At 72.4% G+C, this 21,848-nt stretch carries 12 protein-coding genes; 6 read left to right on the plus strand and 6 right to left on the minus strand.

Annotation, left to right across the window (positions count from 1 at the left end; all coding sequences use genetic code 11):
- The first annotated feature begins 499 nt into the window (after nt 1-499).
- Together OG776_RS03600 and OG776_RS03605 are read left to right on the plus strand one after the other, a co-directional pair.
- Entirely contained in the window at nt 500-4,678 is a 4,179-nt protein-coding gene (locus tag OG776_RS03600) for a SpoIIE family protein phosphatase (protein ID WP_443077187.1), read from the plus strand.
- The gene (locus OG776_RS03605; protein ID WP_148011443.1) at nt 4,678-4,965 is read left to right on the plus strand and encodes an STAS domain-containing protein; all 288 of its coding nucleotides are present in this window, start codon (nt 4,678-4,680) and stop codon (nt 4,963-4,965) included. The genes OG776_RS03600 and OG776_RS03605 overlap by 1 nt, the downstream gene beginning before the upstream one ends.
- Nucleotides 4,966-5,146: 181 nt before the next feature.
- Here OG776_RS03605 and OG776_RS03610 read toward each other — a convergent pair whose 3' ends face one another.
- Nucleotides 5,147-5,494, minus strand: coding sequence for a hypothetical protein (locus tag OG776_RS03610; RefSeq protein WP_148011442.1), 348 nt, complete (start codon nt 5,492-5,494; stop codon nt 5,147-5,149).
- Nucleotides 5,495-6,355: 861 nt separating this feature from the next.
- Between OG776_RS03610 and OG776_RS03615 the strand changes: the two genes are divergently transcribed.
- Together OG776_RS03615 and OG776_RS03620 are read left to right on the plus strand one after the other, a co-directional pair.
- Nucleotides 6,356-10,093: a S8 family serine peptidase gene (locus OG776_RS03615; RefSeq protein ID WP_329326324.1), complete on the plus strand. Its 3,738-nt coding sequence runs from the start codon at nt 6,356-6,358 to the stop codon at nt 10,091-10,093.
- A gap of 392 nt (nt 10,094-10,485) precedes the next feature.
- Nucleotides 10,486-12,297, plus strand: a complete 1,812-nt coding sequence (locus tag OG776_RS03620; RefSeq protein WP_329326325.1) for an arabinofuranosidase catalytic domain-containing protein — start codon at nt 10,486-10,488, stop codon at nt 12,295-12,297.
- A gap of 78 nt (nt 12,298-12,375) precedes the next feature.
- Here the strand turns inward: OG776_RS03620 and OG776_RS03625 are convergent, their stop codons facing one another.
- From OG776_RS03625 to OG776_RS03640, 4 genes are all read right to left on the minus strand, one after another.
- Entirely contained in the window at nt 12,376-13,068 is a 693-nt protein-coding gene (locus tag OG776_RS03625; RefSeq protein ID WP_329318833.1) for an HAD family hydrolase, read from the minus strand.
- Complete coding sequence (gene ribB / locus OG776_RS03630; RefSeq protein ID WP_329318835.1) at nt 13,065-13,721, minus strand: 3,4-dihydroxy-2-butanone-4-phosphate synthase; 657 nt, start codon at nt 13,719-13,721, stop codon at nt 13,065-13,067. The genes OG776_RS03625 and ribB overlap by 4 nt, the downstream gene beginning before the upstream one ends.
- A gap of 190 nt (nt 13,722-13,911) precedes the next feature.
- Nucleotides 13,912-15,717, minus strand: coding sequence for a TIGR03767 family metallophosphoesterase (locus OG776_RS03635; protein WP_329318836.1), 1,806 nt, complete (start codon nt 15,715-15,717; stop codon nt 13,912-13,914).
- 371 nt (nt 15,718-16,088) lie between these two features.
- Entirely contained in the window at nt 16,089-17,306 is a 1,218-nt protein-coding gene (locus tag OG776_RS03640; protein ID WP_329318838.1) for a L,D-transpeptidase, read from the minus strand.
- A gap of 551 nt (nt 17,307-17,857) precedes the next feature.
- Between OG776_RS03640 and OG776_RS03645 the strand changes: the two genes are divergently transcribed.
- Entirely contained in the window at nt 17,858-19,432 is a 1,575-nt protein-coding gene (locus OG776_RS03645) for a cryptochrome/photolyase family protein (RefSeq protein WP_329318840.1), read from the plus strand.
- Between the two features lie 78 nt (nt 19,433-19,510).
- On the opposite strand, the gene OG776_RS03650 is transcribed toward OG776_RS03645, so the two are convergent.
- Nucleotides 19,511-20,470, minus strand: coding sequence for a 5'-nucleotidase (locus OG776_RS03650; protein WP_148011435.1), 960 nt, complete (start codon nt 20,468-20,470; stop codon nt 19,511-19,513).
- Between the two features lie 210 nt (nt 20,471-20,680).
- Here OG776_RS03650 and OG776_RS03655 point away from each other — a divergent pair, with 210 nt between their 5' ends.
- A complete protein-coding gene (locus OG776_RS03655; protein WP_329318842.1) occupies nt 20,681-21,835 on the plus strand; it encodes an inorganic phosphate transporter in 1,155 nt (384 codons plus the stop codon).
- Nucleotides 21,836-21,848 lie beyond the last annotated feature (13 nt).

Below are 21,848 nucleotides of genomic sequence, written 5' to 3' on the forward strand. Positions count from 1 at the left end.
GACACCGGTGGAGGCCTGCTGGACGGCGCGTGCGCGAAGGGAGGAGGCCGGGCGCCCCACGGTGGCGACCGGACCGGCCGTCCCACGCCGGCCCCGGAGGGACGCGGCGGAAGTCTGCGCGGCCGGTCCGCCGCGGACCGGGCGACCGGTGGTCGAAGGCGTCGAAAGGGCCGTCGGCCGCGGCGTGCCGGTCCGACGGCACGCGGCCGCCCGGCCTGTTGGAGGCAGCCGTCGGCGGAGAGAGGTCGTCGCGTGAGGAGAACGGGCCTCGTCCCGCACAGCCACCGTCGGCTCCTGTCCTTCGCCCCACGCCCGTGGTGAGAGTGGCTGTCCTATCCTACGGATTGCGCCACGCCGCCACGGCCGTGGCGGCGACTCCCGGGTGACGCCGAGCGGTTGGGCGCCTCGAGGGCGAGACGGTCGTGCGTACGGGTCGTACCGGTCGTCGGGACGCGCACGCGCTCGACGGTGTCGGCAGACAGCTACGAAGGGATGCCGAGTGGGCACCGAGAATCTCGGGCGCGGAACACGACCGGCCACGGGTGCCGACGTCTTCGCCGCCGACCGCGAGGTCGGACGTGACCTCGCCTCGGTGGACTGGGAGGCGACGCCGCTCGGTTCACCGTCCGGCTGGCCGCAGAGTCTGCAGACCGCGGTGAGTATCCTCCTGTCCTCACGCTTCCCGATGTGGATGGCGTGGGGTCCGGAACTGACGTTCTTCTGCAACGCCGCCTACCGGAGCGACACCCTGGGCGGGAAGTACCCGTGGGCCCTGGGGCGTTCGGCGCGCGAGGTGTGGGCGGAGATCTGGCCGGACATCGGGCCGCGGATCGACACGGTGATGACCACGGGCCGGGCGACCTGGGACGAGGCGCTCCTGCTGTTCGTGGAGCGCTCCGGTTTCCCCGAGGAGTCGTACCACACCTTCTCCTACAGCCCCTTGCACGACGACGACGGCCGGGTGGTCGGCATGCTCTGCGTGGTGAGCGAGGACACCGAGCGGGTCATCGGCGAGCGCCGGATGAGCACCCTGCGCGATCTGGGCTCCGATCCCAGCGCGGTCCGGACCGAGCGGGAGATGCTGGCTTTCGCCGGGCGGCAGTTGGAGCACAACCCGCAGGACCTTCCCTTCACCCTGACCTATCTCTTCGAGGACGACGGCTCCGCCCGGCTGGCGGCCTCGACCGGTGTGGGCTCGGAAGATCCCGTGGCTCCGCCGACGTTGTCCGCGGACGATCCCCGGGCGGTCTGGCCCGTCGCCGAACTCCTGCGGGGCGACACGGTGTTGACGGACCTCGACGGCGTCCCGTCGTCCGGGCTGCCGACCGGGAACTGGCCGGAGCCCCCGAAACAGGCCCTGGCCGTACCGCTGGTGCAGCCGGGCAGCGCCCCCTACGGGTTCCTCGTGTCGGCCCTCAACCGCTACCGGCCGCTGGACGAGGGCTACCGGGGCTTCGTCGAGCTCGCCGCGGGGCACATCACGGCGGGCATCGCGGGTGCGCGCAGTTTCCAGGCACAGCAGCGGCGTGCGGAGGTGCTCGCCGAACTGGACCGGGCGAAGACCGCGTTCTTCTCCAACATCAGCCACGAGTTCCGCACCCCGCTCACGCTGATCATGGGCCCGGTGGAGGAACTGCGCGGCAGGCTGGCCACGTCCGACCCCCAGGTCCGCGAGGAGTTGGAGGTCATCCACCGCAACGGGCTGCGGCTCGGCAAGCTGGTCAACAGTCTGCTGGACTTCTCCCGTATCGAGGCGGGCCGGATGCAGGCCCGGTACGAGCCGGTGGACCTGGCCGCTCTCACGGCCGAACTCTCCAGCGTCTTCCGCTCGGCGGTCGAGAAGGCCGGGCTGACCTTCACGGTCGACTGCCCGACGCTCGACGACCCGGTGCACGTCGACCGCGGGCTGTGGGAGAAGGTGGTCCTCAACCTCCTGAGCAACGCGCTGAAGTTCACCTTCAACGGTTCCATCGGAGTCTCCCTGCGTGCCGACGGCCGGGAGGCGGTGGTGACCGTCACGGACACCGGAGTCGGTGTCCCGGCCCACGAGATGCCGCGCCTGTTCGAGCGGTTCCACCGCATAGAGAACGCCCGCTCCCGCTCCGACGAGGGCAGCGGCATCGGTCTCGCCCTCGTACAGGAACTCGTCACCCTGCACGGCGGCACCATCACCGCGTCCAGCGCCGTGGACGAGGGCACACGTTTCGTCATCCGGCTGCCCTTCGGCACGGCGCACCTGCCGCCGGACAGCCTGGTCTCCGGCACCCGACGCGAGACGGCCTCCGCCACGGCGGCCCCCTTCGTGGCCGAGGCCCTGCGCTGGCTGCCCGGAAAGCGGACGGACACCGTCCCCGACGGAGCCGACGGAGCCGAGGGGATCGAGGGGATGTCCGTCGGCGCGTCCGTGGCCGGACCGGACTCGGCCGCCAGAGTCCTGGTCGCCGACGACAACGCCGACATGCGGGAGTACCTCACCCGGCTGCTGACCGGAGCGGGATACGAGGTGGCCACGGTCGACGACGGCGTGGCGGCACTGGAGTCCGTACGCGCCCGGCCGCCGGACCTGGTCGTCAGCGATGTGATGATGCCCCGGATGGACGGACTCGCCCTGGTCGCGGCGGTGCGTGCCGAGGCGCGCACCGCGGCCGTCCCGGTCCTGCTGCTCTCCGCCCGCGCGGGCGAGGAGGCGTCCGTCGAGGGACTGCGGGCGGGCGCCGACGACTATCTCGTCAAGCCCTTCGCCGCGGCCGAACTGCTCGCCCGTGTACGGGGCAACCTGGACCTTGCGCGGCTGCGCAACCACCACGCCCGCTGGCGGACCGCGCTCGTCGACTCCCTGCAGGAGGCGTTCTTCGTCTGCGACGAGCACGGCGCGGTCATCGAGATCAACAGCGCGTTCACCGACATCCTCGGCTACGGACCCGAGGGGCTGCCCTACGCGCCCGTCCACCCCTGGTGGCCGGACGCCGAGGTGGACGCCGACGCGCACCGGCAGGTCGCGGAGGCCTTCGCGGGTTTCCTGGCCGAGGACCGGGGCAACCGCGTCGTCCCCGTCACGCACCGCGACGGACACCGGCTGTGGGCGAGTGCCTCCTTCAACCGGGCACAGGACCCGGACACCGGACGCACGGTCACCGTGGGGACCTTCAGGGACGTCACCGCGGAGCACTACGCGATCCAGCGGGAGACCGCTCTGGCCGCACTCGGCATGCGTCTCTCCCGGGCCACCAGTCTGCCCCAGACCCTGGCGGGAGCACTGGAGGAGTTCCAGACGCTGTGGCACGCCCACCGTGTCGTCGCCGCCGTGTTCCCCCCGCACCAGGAACCCCGGCTCACCGGCCCGGCCACGTCGACGGCCTGGGGCACGCTGGACGAGCCCACACGGGCGGCGCTCATCACGCTGCGGGACGGCCCCACGCTGACGCCGCTGGCCGACGCCACCGGTGCCGGCATCACCCTGGAACACCCCGACGGCCCCCTGGTCGTCCGGCTCGACCTGGACCGGCGGCGGCCGTTCACGGACCAGGACCAGCTCCTGCTTGCCTTGCTCGGCGGCCACCTCTCGCAGAGTCTCGCCCGGGCACATCAGATCGATCAGCAGCGGGAGACCGCTCTGGCTTTGCAACGGGCCATCCTCGGCCCGGCCGAGCTGCCCGAGGGCTTCGCCGTCCGCTACGAGCCCGCCGCCCGCCCGCTGGAGGTCGGCGGCGACTGGTACGACACCGTCGCCCTGCGCGACGGCCGGATCGGCATCGTGGTCGGCGACTGCGTGGGCCGCGGCCTGGAAGCCGCCACCGTGATGGGCCAACTGCGCAGCGCCTGCCGGGCGCTGCTGCTCCAGGACTCCGACCCGGGCCGGACGCTGATGGCCCTGGACCACTTCGCGGCCGGGGTGCCGGGTGCCGTGTGCACCACCGTCTTCTGTGGGGTGCTCGACCCCGAGACCGGTCATCTCACCTACTCCAGCGCCGGCCATCCGCCCGGCATCCTCGCCCATCCCGACGGCACCACCCAGCTCCTCGACGGCGGCCGGTACGCGCCGCTGGCCGTACGCCCAGGCGCCCGGCGCCCGCAGGCGGAGTGCACGGTGCCCGCCCGTGCCACCCTGCTGCTGTACACCGACGGGCTGGTCGAGCGCCGCCGACGCCCGCTGACCACCGGCATCGACCAGGCGGGAGAGGCCGTCCAGGACGGCCGCGAGACCGCGGTCGACGAGCTCGCCACCCAGGTCATGACGCGCCTCGCCCCGGTGAACGGCTACGACGACGACGTGGCGCTCCTCCTCTACCGTCATCCCGCGCCCCTGGAGCTGACGTTCCCGGCCGAGTCCGAGCAACTCGCCCCGGTGCGGCAGGCCTTGCGCGGCTGGCTGGCCAAGTGCGACCTTCCGCCGCACACCGCGCAGCGGGTACTGGTCGCCGTGGGGGAAGCCTGTGCCAACGCCATCGAGCACGGTCACCGTCACGCCCCGGGCCAGACCGTGCGACTGCGCGCCGAGGCCCTCGTGGGCGACCTCCGGCTGACCGTCGCCGACACCGGCCGCTGGAAGACCCCGCGGCCCGAGGCCAACGCGCATCGCGGCCGTGGGCTGGCCCTGATGCGCGCGATGATGCAACAGGTCACCATCACCCCCGGACCGGTGGGCACCACCGTCGACATGCACACGAGGATCTCCTGATGACCACACCGCTCACCCTCACCCCGGGGCACCGGCCGGACGGAACCGCGTTCCTCAAAGCCACCGGTGAGATCGACATGAGCAACACCGCCGCGCTGTCCGCCGCTCTGGAGGACCTGCCGGGGCACGTCGTCGTCGATCTCACGGGCATCGGATATCTCGACAGTGCGGGGCTGAGCGTCCTGTTCGCGCACGCGGACCGCATCGAGCTCATCAGCGCCCCGCTGCTCACTCCCGTCCTGAAGTTCTCCGGCCTCGCCGACCTGACCACCGTCCAGGAGACGTGACCCCCACCGCCGGCGTCCGCCGTCGACACGCTTCAGGCCCGCGGGACCCACGGCGCACTCCGCGCGTCACGGAGGCCTCGTCCGGTGCCGCGTCCACACCGGTGCCGTGGCACGCGGTGCGGTGTCGTGCTGTGCGGTGTCGTGTCGTGTCGTGGCATGAGCGGGCCGTGCCGGCCCAGGGTCACGACCGCTTCGTGCGGAGCACCAGGTCGACCTCCTTCTCCTGGTCCCCCGACGCCGTGCCCTCCTCGTCCACGGCGAAAGCGGCCCTGAGGGCTTCGCGGAGCTGGTCCACGGCGACGTAACCCCCTTGGAGTGTGGCGGTGAGCGAGCCCGCCAGCGGGGTCGGCCCGGTGGGGATGCGCTCCTGCGTCGGCACGAACTCCGCGGTCCACACGGCGGGGCGATCCCCCGGCTGCTCCTGCGGCACCGGGTCCGCGGGGCGGTCGACGGGGAACGCCGTCCTCAGGACGTCGAAGACGGTGGACGCGTCCTCCTGGGACGCTCCGGAGAGGGACACGGTGACCATCGGGTCACACTCCTTTCGGCTGGGGCACGACAGCCCGCTCGTGGTCCCCGGAGCGGACGCGCTCCGCGCGGACCCCGTGGCGGTCGTACAGCGGGAACTCCCGCCGCGCGCCGGACGGTCAGGCCGACGGTTCGTCGGGCACGGGAGACGCCGGGCGCGGACTGCCGGAGTGCGGCGCGCCCCTACGGCCGGTACCCGCCTCGTCCGTGTCGGGAATCTCCGGGTCCGGTCGCTGGTCCGCGACCCGCGCCGGGGTACCGACGACGTCCCACGGGTCCTCGTCGGCCCCCGCCTGCTGATCCGGCAGGTCCCTGGGGATCGGCTTCGGCGTCGCTCCCCCGCCGTCCCCAGGGGCTGCCGCACGACGTTCACTCATGACGTCCTCGTTTCCATGCACAGGGGTGGCATGGGACGCAGGTACCCCTGCGGCCGCCGATGATGCCTGCGCGCGGGTCGCCCCCGGGCCGGCGCGGACAGCGCGGCGGCCACGGATCGGGGGCGTCCGACGCGAGCGCGCGGCTTCGGACGAACGGTCCCGCAGGACACCTTCCGGGTCGGCGACTCGGCCGCCCGGGCGACCTGACCCTCACGTCCATGGCGGCGAAATCCCCCTGTTCGAGGGCTTTCTGACGGGCCGTGAGCGATCACGCCGTCATCGTGCGGATACGACCGCAATCGCACCGGATCGCGGGGCCGGCGCCCTGGCGGCGTCACCGGCGGGTATGGCACCGGTTTGCCCCGGTCCCGCGTGTCCGCTCTGTGACATGGCCCAACTGTGTCACGCGGCGGGCAGTTCGGGCGGTCGGGAGCGATCGCATAATCCTCGGCATCCCGTCCCGACGCACGATGATGAGGTTCCTCTTGTCGTTTCCGCCCTTCCGCAGACGCCGGCTGATGGCGCTGTGCACCGCCACCGCGGTGCTGGCCGTCACGCCCGCCCTGGCCTCCGCGGCCCCCGCGCCTCCCTCGCCCGCACGCTCGACCGCATCGGCGGCGGACGTGCCCACGGCACTCGGAACCGCCCGCAGCGTCACCCTGGTGACCGGTGACAAGGTCACCGTCACCCGGGCCGCCGACGGCACGTCGAGCCGGACCGTGAGGGACCCCGACGGCCGGTACACCGGCTTCGAGACCAACCAGGCCGGCAAGGACACGTACGTCTACCCGCACAGCGCCCTGCCGTACGTCGCCGCCGGACTCCTGGACAAGGAACTGTTCAACGTCACACGGCTGCTGGCGGACGACTACGACGACGCGCACAGCGACCGGTTGCCGCTGATCGTCACCTACACCGACGCGGCCGCGCGCTCCCGCACCCTGGCGGTACCGAAGGGCGCCCACAAGGTCCGCGCGCTCGACAGCATCCAGGGCGCCGCGCTCGGAGCCGACCGGTCGGACGCCTTCTGGACGTCGGTCACCGGGGGCGGCGCCGAAGCGGCCGCCCGGGACACGGGCGCACGGCCCGCCCTCAAGGCCGGTATCGCCAAGGTGTGGCTGGACGGCAGGGTCAAGGCGGACCTCGCCGACAGCACCCGGCAGATCGGCGCCCCGCAGGTATGGGCCTCGGGCAACACCGGCAAGGGGGTGGATGTCGCCGTCCTCGACACCGGCGTGGACGCGGACCATCCCGACCTGTCCGGCCAGGTCGCCGCGAGCGAGGACTTCGTGCCCGGCGAGTCGGTCGTGGACCGCAACGGCCACGGCACCCACGTGGCCTCCACCATCGCCGGTACCGGCGCCGCCTCCGACGGCAAGGAGCGGGGTGTCGCGCCCGGCGCGAAGCTGCACATCGGCAAGGTCCTCTCCGACGACGGCTACGGGCAGGACTCGTGGGTGCTCGCCGGAATGGAATGGGCCGCGCGCGACCAGCACGCCAAGATCATCAGCATGAGTCTGGGCGGCGGCCCCACCGACGGCACCGACCCGCTGAGCCAGGCGGTCGACAGCCTCAGCGAGGAGACCGGGGCGCTGTTCACCATCGCCGCCGGCAACGCCGGTCCCGACCGGTACTCGGTGGGCGCGCCGGGCGCCGCGGACGCCGCGCTGACCGTGGGCGCCGTGGACGGTTCCGACTCCCTGGCCGACTTCTCCAGCCGCGGTCCCCGGGCGGGCGACGGCGCCGTCAAGCCGGACCTGACCGCTCCCGGTGTGGACATCCTGGCGGCGCGCTCCCAGTACTCCCCCGAGGGTTCGGGCTCGTACCAGACCATGAGCGGCACCTCGATGGCCACCCCGCACGTCGCGGGTGCCGCCGCGCTGCTGGCCGCCGCGCACCCGGACTGGACGGGCCGTCAGCTCAAGAACGCGCTCGTGAGCACGACCGAGGCGACGCCGAAGTACAGCCCGTTCGAGGGCGGCACGGGGCGTCTGGACATCGCCACGACCACGACCGCGACCACGTTCGCCACCGGGAGCGCCGACTTCGGTTTCCGCACCTGGCCGACGCCCGCGGGGACGTCCACCGACCGGGAGGTGACCTACACCAACACCTCCGGCGACCCGGTCGCTCTCGATCTCACGGCGCGCGCCTCGGGCACGGACGCCGCCCCGTTCACCCTGTCGGCCTCGCGGGTCACCGTCCCCGCGCACGGCACCGCCTCCGTGACGGTGACGGCGCACTACGACGCGATAGCGAAGGACCAGGTGGTGGCCGGATTCCTGACGGCCACCGGTCCGTCGGGCACGGTGCTCACCCGCACGTCGCTCAGCGCCGGCAAGGAGGGCGAACGCCACCAGCTGACGCTGAAGGCGAAGGACCGCGGCGGCAAGCCGGTCGGCGGCACCGTCATCCTCACCGCGAAGAAGCTGTGGCTGCCGGTGCGCATCGACGAGTCCGGCACCCTCGATCTGCGGCTGCCACCGGGTTCGTACACCGCGTGGATGGAGGCCGACCTGGAGGGTTCCCACGGCCCGCACTCGCTGGGGCTGGGCCTGATGGCCGTCTCGGACGTCGTCCTCGACCAGGACCGCACCGCCGTCTTCGACGCGACCCGGGCCCGCCAGGTCAGGACAGTGACCCCCAGGCCCAGCACGGTCGACGGTTCCCGCATCGAGTACTACCGCGGGTTCGCCGACGACGACTGGTCGTCCTCCTCGCGCTGGCCCGGCACCGCGTACGACAGCGTGTGGGCCCTGCCCACCAAGAAGGTCGCGGAGGGTGAGTTCGTCCTCGGCACCCGGTGGCGGACGGAGGAGCCCGCGCTCACGGTGGCCTCGGGGGACCGGACCTTCGGCGATCTGCTCGTGCACCGAGGCGCGACCCCGCTGGCGCGGGGCGGCCACCGGCTCGACGCGGTGTTCGCGGGGGACGGCGGCGCCTCCGCGTACCGCTCCCTCGACGCCCGGGGCAGGGCCGTCGTGGTGCGCCGCAACGACACCGTGCCGGTGGAGGAACAGGCCGCCGCGGCGGTCTCCGCGGGCGCCGGACTGCTCCTGGTCGTCAACGACGGAACGGGCCGCCTGGACCCGTGGAACGACTCCCCCTACGGGACGCCGAACCCGCCACCGCTGACGGTCGCGAGCCTGACCCGCGACGAGGGCGAACAGCTCATCGCCGGGCTGGGCAGGAACCGCACCCGGCTCGACGTCAGCTCCAGCCCCACCACCGACTACGTCTACGAACTGGTCCACGACTACAAGGGGGCCGTCCCGGCGGAACCCGTCCACCGGGTCGAACAGCGTGAACTGGCCCGCGTCGACGTGTCCTTCCGCAACTTCCGGGCCGGCCGGGCACTCGACTACCGTGAGGACGTCGCACGGTCCGGGCCGAGCGCGCTCAACCCGTCGATCGCCCCGGCGCTCGGCGAGCGCACGGACTACGTGACCGCGGGCGAGCGGTGGGCGGCCAGGGCCCAGATCCCCGGCGAGCAGCAGCAGTACGCGCAGCCGGAGTCCTACCGCGCGGGGACGACGAGCGTCGTGCGGTGGTTCGGGCCCGTCCAGCGGCCGCGTCTGGGCGACGGTGACGCGCCGGTCCGGCAGGACGACACGCTGTACGTGGGCATCCCCGCGTGGGGTGACTCCGGGAACGGGCATCTCGGGGCGACCTACGGCAACTTCGGCGTCAGCAACCTCCTCAAGCTGTACCAGGGCGACCGGCTCGTGCAGGAGACCAGCAGGTATCAGCTCAGCATGACGGTCGCGGGCCTCGCGCCCGAACCGCTGCCCTACCGGCTGGTGTCGGAGAACGACCGTGACGCGTGGGCGGGGCCCTACTCCACGTCCACCCGCACCGAGTGGGGTTTCACCTCCCGCGCGGGCGGGGCGGGCGAGCTGGTTCAAATGCCCCTGATCCAGCTGGACTACGCGGTCGGCACGGATGTCTCGGGCAGGGCGGGGCGGCACTCGGATCTGACGGTCACCGCGTCGCACCTGTCCGCGTCCTCGGGCACCGCGGCGATCCGCACGGTGGGTCTGGAGGTCTCCTACGACGACGGCGCGACCTGGCGCGCCGCTCCGCTCCGGCACGTCGGGGACGGCTGGCGCACGAGTCTCGACGCGCCACGCACGGCACGGTTCGTCACCCTGCGGACCACCGCGCGCGACGCCCGGGGCAACAGTGTGGACCAGCGCGTCACCCGGGCCTTCGGCCTGAAGTGACCTGAGCGTCCACGCCCGGGTGACGGGGGCGAGACCCGCACGACGGGGTCTCGCCCCCTCTCTCGTGGCCGTCCACGGGAGCGTCTCCGCCGCGGGCCGGGGCGGGTTGCCCGCGGCCCGCGCCCCTCCCGCCCGAGGGCCGCCGCAAAGCAACACGTTCGGACACGGTGGAGAGCAGGGAAAAAATGAAAAGCGACAAATATTGACGCAATCGACCAGCGCGCGTAGCTTCCGACTCAGTCGCCAGGCAGCGCGCGAACTCGGCTGTCCGAAGGGCGAGTTGTAGCTCCATCACCCCACTGGGAGCACATATGCGCAGCAGAAGATCTGCCCCTTCGCGTCTCCGCCCCCCGCGCACCGCCGGGCCGGCGCGCCGACTGGCGCAGGCCCTGATGTCGGTCGCCGCCGCCATCGGCCTGCTGGTCACCGCCCTGGTCGGCCTCCCCGGCGTCGCCCAGGCCGCGGGCTCGCAGCCGTGCGACATCTACGCCGGTGCCGGTACCCCCTGCGTCGCCGCGCACAGCACCACCCGCGCGCTGTTCGGCGCGTACGGCGGACCGCTCTATCAGGTCACCCGCGTCTCCGACGGCGCGAGCACCGACATCGGACCGCTGTCGGCCGGCGGTTACGCCGACGCGGGCCGGCAGGACACCTTCTGCGCGGACACCACGTGCAGCATCTCCAAGGTCTACGACCAGACGTCCCGCCACAACGACCTGTTCCCCGGCCCGGCGGGCACGGCGGGGATGGGCGCCGACCGGGGCGCGGACGCGAGTGAGCTCTCGGTGACCGCGGGCGGCCACAAGGTGTACGGGATCTGGATCTCCCCCGGCGTCGGCTACCGGTCGCACGGCGCCGCGTCGGGTGTCGCCGTCAACGGGCAGCCGGAGGGCGCCTACATGGTCGCGAGCGGCACCCATGTCGGCTCCGCCTGCTGCTTCGACTACGGCAACGCCGAGTCCACGCCCGCCGATACGGGCAACGGCCACATGGACGCCGTATCCATCGCCACCACCTGCTACTTCGCGCCGTGCAGCGGCTCCGGCCCCTGGGTCGAGGCCGACTTGGAGAACGGGATGTTCCAGGGTGACAACGGCTCCAACACCGCGAACAAGGGCAACAACAGCACGTACGTGACGGCGGTCCTGAAGAACAACGGGCAGACGGCCTACGCCCTGAAGGGAGGCAACTCCCAGTCCGGCGGCCTGACGACCTGGTGGGACGGGGCCCTGCCCTCCCGGGGCGGATACCGGCCCATGCAGCAGGAGGGCGGCATCATCCTGGGCACGGGCGGCGACAACAGCAACTGGAACATGGGCAGTTTCTTCGAGGGCGTCATGGTCTCCGGCTATCCCACCGACGCGGCCGAGAACGCCGTGCAGGCGAACATCGTCTCGGTCGGATACGCGGGCCGGACCGACGTGCCGAACGGCCCCCAGGGGACCGTCACCGGACCCGGGAACCAGTGCGTCGACGTGGCCGCGGACGACACCGGGGTGAACGGCACCGGCGTACAGCTGTGGAACTGCCAGTCCTACGCCGAGGACCAGCACTGGACGCACAACGCGGGCGGTTCCCTCGGCACGATCGGCCGCTGCCTCGACATCATCGGCAACGGCACCGCCAACGGCACCCAGGTCGAGTTGTGGGACTGCAACGGGGTCGGCGGCCAGAAGTGGGTGCAGCGCGCGGACGGTTCGCTGTTCAACCCGCAGTCGGGACGGTGCCTGGACTCACCGAACGGTGCCACGGCCAACGGCACCCGCCTGCGGATCTGGGACTGCAACGGGTCGGCCGCCCAGAAGTTCGCCGTCAACGGCGGTGCCCCCGTGGTGGGTCCGGGCGGTACCTGCGTCGACGTGGCGGGGGACGACAACGGGTCCAACGCCACCGCCGTACAGCTGTGGGGCTGCCAGTCCTATGCGGTGGACCAGCACTGGTTCCACAGTTCGGACGGCAGGCTGCACGCCCTCGGCCGCTGCCTCGACATCGTCGGCAACGGCACCGCGAGCGGCACCCAGGTCGAACTCTGGGACTGCAACGGAGCCGGCGGCCAGGTCTGGCAGCAACAGGCCGACGGCTCGCTGCTCAACCCGCAGTCGGGGCGCTGCCTGGACTCTCCTGACGGCGCCACCGCCAACGGCACCCGGCTGCGGATCTGGGACTGCAACGGAGCCGCCGCCCAGAAGTTCGCCCTGGGCTGACGGTCGGTCGCGGGACGACGCCGGGGTGCCCGGCCGGACGGGAACGGTCCGGCCGGGCACCCCGGTGAACGTCAGGAATCAGGAGCCCGGCCCGGCCACGAGCTCGGGCTGGGGCGCGAGCAGCCGGGTCAGCACCGGCAGGGCCTCCGCCGCGCCGTGGGTCCGTGCCACGGGCAGAAGGTCGACCTCCGGCGGGAGCGTCGTGCCGGCGCGCAGGACGGCCAGGACGCTCATTCCGGCGCCGGCCGCCGACCGGATGCCGTTCGCCGAGTCCTCGACGGCCAGACACCCGGACGGCGGGACGCCGATCCCGGCGGCCGCCCGCAGGTAGGGCTCGGGCGCGGGTTTGACCCGGACCACGTCCTCGCCGCACACGACGGTGCGCAGCATCGTCGACAGACCCAGCCCTTCGAGGGCCGCCAGGACGAAGCGGCGGGGGCTGGCCGTGGCCACGCCCACCGGTCCGTGCCGTCCGGCCTCGCGGACCAGGTCCAGTGCGCCGGGCAGCGCCCGCACCCGTCCCGCCGCGCAGGCGGCGGCCATCGCGGCCCCGCAGGCCTCGACCACTTCGGCGGGACCCGCCGCACCACCGCACAGGCCCGCGACGTACGACGCCCAGCCGCCGTTCCCGTGCAGCGCGGCGGTGTCCTCGGCGCGCCAGTGGTGTCCGTGGCAGGCGACGAAGTCCGCGCACACCCGCGCCCAGGCGTCACCGGTGTCGATCAGGGTGTCGTCCAGGTCGAAGACCGTCGCCCGGAGCACACGGGTCACGTCGTCGCCGTGCCGGAGAGCCGTAGCCGGTTCGCCAACTGCTCGACCGAGACCAGCGTGAGACCGTGCTCGTCGGCGAAGGCGCGCAGCCGCTCGGAGCCGGCGACCGAGCCGTCGTCCTCGCAGATCTCGCTGATCACCGCGACCGGCGACAGGCCCGCCAGCCGCAGCAGGTCGACGCTCGCCTCGGTGTGACCACGGCGCTCGGCGACCCCGCCGGGACGGGCCCGCAGGGGGAACACGTGCCCGGGGCGGGACAGCCGGTCGGGGCGGGTGCCGGGATCCGCCAGCGTCCGCGCGGTCAGGGCCCGATCGGCGGCGGAGATCCCCGAGCCGACCCCGACGGCGTCCACCGACACGGTGTACGCGGTCGTGTCGGTGGACGCCGTGCCGGTGCCGGGAACGGGCGGGACCATGAGGGGCAGGTCCAGTCGGTCGGCGACCTCGGGCGCCATCGGCGCGCAGATCAGTCCGCTGGTCCAGCGGACGAAGAAGCCCAGGGTCTCGGCGGTCGCGAACTCGGCGGCCATGACCAGATCGCCTTCGTTCTCCCGGTCCGCGTCGTCGACCACGACGACCGGCCGCCCGGCCCGGAGATCGTCGACGGCGACCGAGAGCAGATCCAGCGGTTGTCGCACCGATGCTGACGTCACGACCATCAACCTTTCGTGGAGGAGTCCTTTCCGCGCTTCCATCGGTTACCGAACAAACAAGCTTGAGAAATCTGTACGCCAACAGGCGATTCTTCAGACAAGCCACGGTCTCCGCCGGCGCCCGCCCCCGCCGGTCGCACATCCCCGCGCGCTCTTTCCGGCGGAGGCACGGGGAGCCGTCGGGCGGGTGTCACGAGACGGTCTTCAGCAGCTCGGTGTTGCGGTCGCCCGCGCCGCCGGCCCATCCCTCCTGGACGCCCGCCCGCATGCTGTCGGCGAGTCCGGGGGCGTTGTAGGCGAGTTCCCGGTACAGCGACGCGAGGCCGACCGCCGAGAGGTCGTCGAAGTCCGGAGCCGTGCGGTGCGGAGCGGCGGACTCCACGAGTGTGGTGAACAGGGACAGTGTCCCGTCCTCGTTGTCGACCAGTTCGAACAGCCGGGCGTGGTGCGGATAGTCCACGTGCGAGGCTGTGTTGACCTCCCAGAAGGAGCGGGCGGCCGTCGCGTGCGGATGGGGGGTGATCCGGTTGACGTGGCTGTGGCCGTTGATCCACGCGACCACGTTCGGGAAACGGCCGAGCAGGGCGACGAGCTCGGCTCCGTCGTGACGCGGTTCGTCCGAACGGGCCGCGTCGGGCCGGCGGGTCATGCTCGGACCGTGGTGGTGGCTGAAGACCAGGATGTGGGCGTCGTCGGCCCCCGGACGCCGGACGAGACGGCCATCCTCGTCGTAGGACCGGGAGCTGTGCGCCGCCAGGGTCTTCTCCAGCCAGCGCATCTGGTCGTCGCCGAGCGACCCCTCGTAGTGGCCGCTGCGGTACGTCGTGTCGATGCTGATCCCGATGACGTTCTCCGCGACCTGGAAGGCGTAGTACATGCGGTCGCCGTCGAGGTGGTCCGGGGTGTAGCCGTGGCCGGCCGGTCCGGCACCGGCGTGCGCGGGATCGAGATGGGCGGTCAGGTAGTCGTGCGGGGTGATCAGGCGGCGCCGCTCGTCCGGCGTGACCGTCCGCGCGGAGGCGGCGTGCCTCTTCAGGATCGCCGTGAGCACCTCGCTCTTCGGGTCGTCGCCGGAACCGAGCGCCCTGGCGTAGGCGGCCGCGTCCGTGTCGGGGACCGACAGCAGCTTACGGGAACCGACGGCGATCTCCCCGAGCGCGGGCGACAGACAGCCCCCGGGCAGGTCGTCGTGGTTGCCGACGGTGGAGTACCAGGGGATCCGCAGGCCCGGGCTGGTGAGGGGGCGGGTGGCCGCGTCCAGGAAACCGGGGATCAGCGGCAGCCCGCGCCGTTTGTCGACATCGCGCAGCGCCGGGTCGCCCGGGTGCCAGTACAGCGGGAGTCCGGAGTTCTGGACGCCTTCGTACGTCTTCGGGTCCCCGGTGCCGGGGGTGATCCGGCCGCCGTTCATCACGGTGAGGAACCACTCCAGCTCGATGGCGGAGTTGTTGTCCACGTTGTCACCGGTGGTCATCACGAACGCCGGCGGCAGTCCCGAGTGCGGGCCGTCGCCGAGCGCGTTGACCTTCTCCACGAGCGCGACGGCCCCCGCGACGGTCAGCGCCTCCTGGGCGCGCCACGCGGTGGGCGTGTGGGAGCGCAGGAACTCGGTGCGCAGCGGATTCTGCACGTCGGCGATGTGCAGGTCGGTGAACTGCACGAAGCACGCGAGCGGGGTCCGGCGGTCGGCGCGCCCGGCCCGCGACGGGGCGATGTCCTGCCGTACGACGACGGGCCAGCCCGGGCCGGACTCCAGCCGCCGGTAGGTGCCGGTGTGCGGGGCTCCGCCGAGGCGGGCCGTCGTCTCCAGGGTGGTCGTCGCGTGCGGCGCGGGCCGCGGGGCGGCGGCGGGTACGACCGGCTCCGCCGCCTGGGCGCGGCGTGGCCGGGGCAGGAACGCCCCGGCCGATCCGGCCGCGCCGGCCGCCACGACGGCGCCCGAGGCGATCAGAAGACGACGGCGGTTGATGGTGGACTCGGGTTCGTTCCCGGTCATGGGGCAGCCCTCCGGTGCCTCCGAGTGACTCACTGAGCGGAACCACTCATTCAGGCCGCGGGGACATGGGCGTGGCATCGCGGTGAACGGCGCCCGAACAGCCTTTCCGGGCCTTTCGGGCGATCTTCACGCCCGGGAGCCCGGCCCGGGGCGGGCCGCCCGGGATCGCGGCCCGGGGTGGCCGCCTCGGGGGTGGCCGCCCCGGGGACAGCCGGACTCGGCCGGACTCGGCCCGGCTTCGCGCGGAGGCCGTCCGTCCGCCACATGGCGATCAGGACACGGCCGGCCGCGACCCTGTACGGGGTCCGGAGCCCCGGCATCGGAGTGGCGACGCCGGCGGGGTCCTCGGCGGGACCGGGCCGGGTCACGGGTCAGCGTGCGGACCCCGCCTTCCACTGCTCCCACGCCATGTTCCAGCCGTTGAGGCCGTTGTCGGGGGCGATCGTCCGGTCGTCGGAGTTCCGCACCACCACCACGTCGCCGATCAGGGAGTTGGCGAAGAACCAGGCGCCGTCCTGGTGGGAGTCGTGGCCGCCCTTGACGTCGTTGAGTCCCACGCAGCCGTGGCTGATGTTGGAGTGGCCGAAGACCGAGTCGGCGCCCCAGTAGTTGCCGTGGACGAACGTGCCCGAGGTGGACAGGCGCATGGCGTGCGGGACGTCGGGGATGTCGTACTGGCCGGCGAACCCGACCGTGGTGCCGTCCATCCGGGTGCTGGTCAGCTTCTCCGATATCACCATCTGGCCGTTCCAGGTGGTCGAGCTCGGGGCGCCCGCCGTGATGGGAACCGTCCTGAGCGTCCTGCCGTCCCGGACGACCGTCATGCGGTGCGTGGCGGCGTCCACGGTGGAGACCTGCCGGCGGCCGACCGTGAAGCGGACCGTCCTGTCCTGCCGCCCGTACGCGCCGTCCGCGCCCCTGACCCCGTCGAGGCGGATCCTGACGGTGATGACGGAGTGGGCCTTCCAGTACTCCCGCGGACGGAAGTCCAGACGCCGGGCGCCGAACCAGTGGCCGACGACGGGCTGTCCGCTGCTGGAGGCGACCTCGATGGCCGACTCCACGGCCTTCCTGTCGGTGATCGCCTTGTCGAAGGTGAACGAGACGGGCATCCCCACTCCGACCGTGGACCCGTCGGCGGGGGTGAAGGTCCCGGTGAACCCTTCGGACGCGGCGACCGTGGTGAACCCGATCCTCTTCGTCGTCGTACGGCCGCCGCCCGCCGCGGCGACCACCGTCATCCGGTAGGCGGTGTCGTGGTCGAGGTCCGCATCGGGCGCCCAGGCACGGCCGGTTGAGGAGAGCGCGCCGTGGACGACACCACCCTTCGTGGTGGCCAGCGTCACCTTGGTGATCTTCCCGCCCTCCACGGTGACCAGGCCGCCGCGCTTGACGGAGACGTGCTTCTGCCCGTCGGCGGCGTCAAGTCGTATGCGCGGGGTGTCCGCGGCCCCGGCCGCGACGGAGGACGCCTTCGGGCGGTCGCCGTCTCCCCCGGCTCCGGGTCCGTGTCCGGCGCTGCAGCCGGCCAGCAGGCAGACCGAGATCGACAGGACGGCGAGGGCCGCGGCCGGGCGGGTGTGGTGCATGAAGGCTCCGTCTTTCGCGTCGGGTGGTGTGTCCCACCGGGACCGGTCGGCGGCCCGGTGCGAACGGCGCGGTGCCGACGCGGCGCGGTGTGCCGACGCGCGACCCGCGGCCGTGCGCCAGGCACGCACGGTCGCGACGGCGTGCGACTCCTCGACGGGACACGAAGCCACCATGACGTGCGGATATCAGGAAGTTGTCAGGCCGCGGCACGACCACCCGCACGGCCACGCCGTCACACCGTCACACCGTCACACCGTCACGCGGATCGTCGGCACGCGTACAGCTCCGGCGAACTCGCCCGACCGTCCGCCGGAGCGTCGGCACGCGTGCGCGGACCGGTCCTGACAGCATCTGTCCGGGCGGGCGCCCCGCGGCGTCCCGCCCGCCGCGGCGTACCGGCCGTCTCCGGAGGCGGCCACCGGACCACCCGCCGCGACCGGACGGCGGCAACCGGCCCGGAGCGTCGACTTCCCCTGGCCCTACGCCCGGTGGGACCCCAGTCCCATCGGCCCGTCCGCGCGCGGGGCAACGACCGCGAGAGGCAGACCGTATGACGCCACGACCCCACTGGCTCTTCGGGGACCAGCTCGGTCCGCACTTCCTCAGCCCTCCACACGGTGGCCCCGATGCCCAGGCGCCGGTGGTCATGATCGAGGCGCGCTCGGTGCTGAGCCGTCGCCGCTTCCACCGCGCCAAAGCCCATCTCGTCCTGTCCGCCATGCGGCACCGCGCCGCCGAACTCGGCGACCGGGTCACGTACGTCCGGTCGAGGACGTACGCCGAGGGCCTGGAACAGGCTCTCGGACGCCGGGTGTCACACCGGTCCGATGCTCACCACGGAAGCCCCAAGCCCGCCCGACGACCCGATGGCAGTCCCCGTCTGACGGTCTGTCACCCGACCTCGCGCCGGGCCCTGGACTTCGTCGGCGCGCTCGACGGAGTGGAGATCCTTCCGGCGCGGGGATTCCTCATGCCGCACGACGAGTTCGCCGCCTGGGCGGACCGCGGCACCGGGCGCGGTCTGCGGCTGGAGGGGTTCTACCGCTGGGTGCGTGAACGGCACGACCTGCTGATGGACGGCGACGGGCCCACGGGCGGGAGGTGGAACCTCGACCAGGACAACCGTGAACCCCCGCCGCGCGGACACGACACCCTCGACGTGCGGGCTCCCTGGCGACCGCGCGAGGACTCCATCGACGAGGAGGTCCGCCACGACCTCGACCGCTGGGAGCGCGACGGCGAGGTGTCCTTCGTCGGCCGCGACGGCCCGCGACTCTTCCCCGCCACCCGCCGTGAGGCACTGTCCGCGCTGCGCCACTTCGTCACCCACCGCCTCCCCGACTTCGGCCGCTACGAGGACGCCATGCTCACCGCCGACCCGGTGATGAGCCACAGCCTGCTGTCCGCGCCGCTCAACCTCGGTCTGCTCGATCCCGCGGAGTGCGTCGAGCGCGCCGAACAGGCCTACCGGGCCGGCGACGCGCCGCTCAACAGCGTCGAGGGCTTCGTGAGGCAGATCGCCGGCTGGCGCGAGTACGTCTGGCATCTCTACTGGCACTTCGGTGAGGACTACCGCCACCGCAACGCGCTGCGCCACACGGCTCCCCTGCCCGACTGGTTCCTCGGCCTGGACGCCGACGCGGTCACCGCGCGCTGTCTCTCCACGGTCCTCGCCCAGGTGCGGGACACCGGCTGGACCCACCACATTCCCCGGCTCATGGTCCTCGGCAGTCGCGCGCTCCAGGACGGCTGGGACCCGGCGGCGGTCACCGACTGGTTCCACCGCTGCTTCGTCGACGGCTACGACTGGGTCATGCTCCCCAACGTCGTCGGCATGTCCCAGTACGCCGACGGCGGCCTCATGACCAGCAAGCCCTACACCTCCGGCGGCGCGTACATCCACCGGATGAGCGATCTCTGCGGCCCCTGCGCCTACCGCCCCACCGACCGGACCGGCGAACGCGCCTGTCCCTACACCGCCGGCTACTGGGCCTTCCTGCACCGCCACCGTGCCCGGCTCGCCGCCAACCACCGTACCGCGCAGGCCGTCAAGGGCCTCGACCGTCTCAAGGACCTGCCCGAACTCCTGGACGCGGCGGCCCGCCGCGGCGACACCCCGCCGTGAGCCGGCGGAGCGGTCGACGTCACCTCCCCCGGTGGAGCGGAGGGCCGGGCCTCGCATCGGCCGTCTTCGCCGCACGACTCAGCCGCTCGCGGCGGTGGGCACCTCGCGGCCCGGTTCGTTCATCTTCCCGAACGGGACGTGCACGCTGGGCGTGTTGAGGGATGTTCCGGCCAGATGACCGACCTGGTCGTCGAAGAAGATGTGGGGCTTGAGCACGTTCATGATCGTGCTCTTGTCTATGCCGCCGAGGAAGAAGGCGTCGTTGACGGTGACACCCCAGCCCTTCAGGCTGCGTACCGCGCGTTCGTGAGCGGGGGCGTTGCGGGCGGTGACGAGCGAGACATGGACGCGGATCTTGTAGGCGGGGTCTTCGGCCCGCTCCACCTCCTCGCGCTGCTGGAGCCGGTTGAGACTGGCCAGGAAGTCCCGCAGCGGCCCCGGGTCGTGCGGGGTGGCGGCGTTCGTCGTCTCGTGCGAGCGGAACACCTCGATACCGTCGGCCTGGTAGACCTGCTCCGAGGCGTCGTCGGCGAGCACCCCGTCGAAGTCGAAGGCGATCCGCAGGTCCTGGTCGTCGGTCTCGTCGGCCGTCGCGGCGCCGAGCACCCGGCCCGCGGGGAGCCCGAGGGCCACGGCCTCCCGGACGTCGGTCTCGTTCGCCGACAGGAACAGCGACATGTTCAGGGCGGGCATGAAGTGGTACGGCGAGCGGCCCTGCATGAAGATGGCCCGGCTGATCGGCAGACCGTGGGACTGGATGGAGCGCATGACCCGCAGCCCGCTGTCGGGGTCGTTGCGGGACAGGACGATGACCTCGACCAGGGGATCGTCGGGGGAACTCAGGTCGTTCAGCGACAGCAGTCTGCGGATGAAGGGGAAGGCGACCCCCCGTCCCAGGGTCTCGTCCAGATGCTCCTCCTGGTACGAGCGGTAGGACTCCTCCCCCTGCTCACGGAAGACTGCGTCCGCCTCCGCCAGGTCGAACAGCGCACTGGAGGCGATGCCGATGACCAGGCGGTTCGCAAGTTCGTAGGACACGACTCACTCCCCTGCACCAATTCACACGCGTGTCCCAATCATGGCATCGAGCGCGCGAGTTGATCCCCCCGCCGACGGCCCGCGCTGTGACCGTCCCGCGCACGGAGGCCGTCCGATACGCCCCCGAACACACGCTCACCTCCCTTCGCCCATGCACGGGCTTTGCCTCCGGTTCTCCCTGCGTACGCCTCCGATTGCTTCCATCGAGGAATGGACCACATCACGTTCCTCGTGGCGGTCGTCATCGTCACGGCTCTGGCCTTCGATTTCACCAACGGATTCCACGACACGGCGAACGCGATGGCCACGTCCATCGCGACCGGCGCGCTCAAACCGAAAACAGCGGTCCTCATCAGCGGCGTGCTGAACGTGGGCGGTGCCTTCCTGTCCACCGAGGTCGCCAAGACGATCTCCGGCGGCATCGTCGACGACACGCTCGTCACCCCGGGCATGATCTTCGCGGGCCTGGTCGGGGCGATCCTGTGGAACCTGCTGACCTGGCTGCTCGGACTGCCCTCCAGTTCCTCGCACGCCCTGTTCGGCGGCCTCATCGGCGCGGTGTGGGTCGGAGCGGGTGCGCACGGCGTGCACTTCGACAAGGTGCTCGAGAAGATCCTCATCCCCGCGGTGGCCTCGCCCGTCGTGGCCGGTCTCGCCGCGCTGCTGGCCACGTACCTCGCGTACCGGATCACCGCACGGGCCCGTGAGAAGTCGGTGACGAAGGGCTTCCGGCTCGGGCAGATCGCCTCGGCCTCCCTGGTGTCGCTGGCCCACGGCACGAACGACGCGCAGAAGACCATGGGCGTCATCACGCTGACGCTGATCTCGGCGGGCGCGCTGGGTCATGACGCGGGTCCCCCGGTGTGGGTCATCGCGTCCGCGGGTCTCGCCATCGGGCTCGGCACCTACCTGGGCGGCTGGCGGATCATCCGGACCATGGGCAAGGGGCTCACGGACATCCAGTCCCCGCAGGGTTTCGCGGCCGAGGCCGCCTCCACGACGGTCATCCTGACCTCCGCCCACCTGGGTTTCGCGCTCTCCACCACGCAGGTCTGCTCCGGAGGCATCCTCGGCGCGGGACTCGGCAGGCGGCTGGCCGAGGTCCGCTGGGGCACCGCGGGCCGGATGGCGGTCGCCTGGCTGGTGACGCTGCCGGCCGCCGCGCTGGTCGGCGGGGTGTCGGCGAGCGTCGTGAAGCACGGCGGGACCTTCGGCACCGTGGTGATCGCGCTCGTCGCGGTGGCCGTCGCCGCCTTCATCGTCGCCGCCTCGCGCCGCAACCCGGTGCACGCCTCGAACGTCAACGACCACCACGAGGTCTCCGTCCGTACCGCGACGCCGGCCGGCGTCGGTACGCCCGCCTGAAACAGGGAGAGTT

It is taken from the genome of Streptomyces sp. NBC_01689 (assembly GCF_036250675.1).
GTDB lineage: Bacteria > Actinomycetota > Actinomycetes > Streptomycetales > Streptomycetaceae > Streptomyces.

Coding starts and splice junctions, on each gene's coding strand:
- OG776_RS03605 (WP_148011443.1), top strand. CDS start 4,678: ATGACCACACCGCTCACCCTCACCCCGGGGCACCGGCCGGACGGAACC.
- OG776_RS03610 (WP_148011442.1), bottom strand. CDS start 5,494: ATGGTCACCGTGTCCCTCTCCGGAGCGTCCCAGGAGGACGCGTCCACC.
- OG776_RS03620 (WP_329326325.1), top strand. CDS start 10,486: ATGTCGGTCGCCGCCGCCATCGGCCTGCTGGTCACCGCCCTGGTCGGC.
- OG776_RS03635 (WP_329318836.1), bottom strand. CDS start 15,717: ATGACCGGGAACGAACCCGAGTCCACCATCAACCGCCGTCGTCTTCTG.
- OG776_RS03640 (WP_329318838.1), bottom strand. CDS start 17,306: ATGCACCACACCCGCCCGGCCGCGGCCCTCGCCGTCCTGTCGATCTCG.
- OG776_RS03645 (WP_329318840.1), top strand. CDS start 17,858: ATGACGCCACGACCCCACTGGCTCTTCGGGGACCAGCTCGGTCCGCAC.
- OG776_RS03655 (WP_329318842.1), top strand. CDS start 20,681: ATGGACCACATCACGTTCCTCGTGGCGGTCGTCATCGTCACGGCTCTG.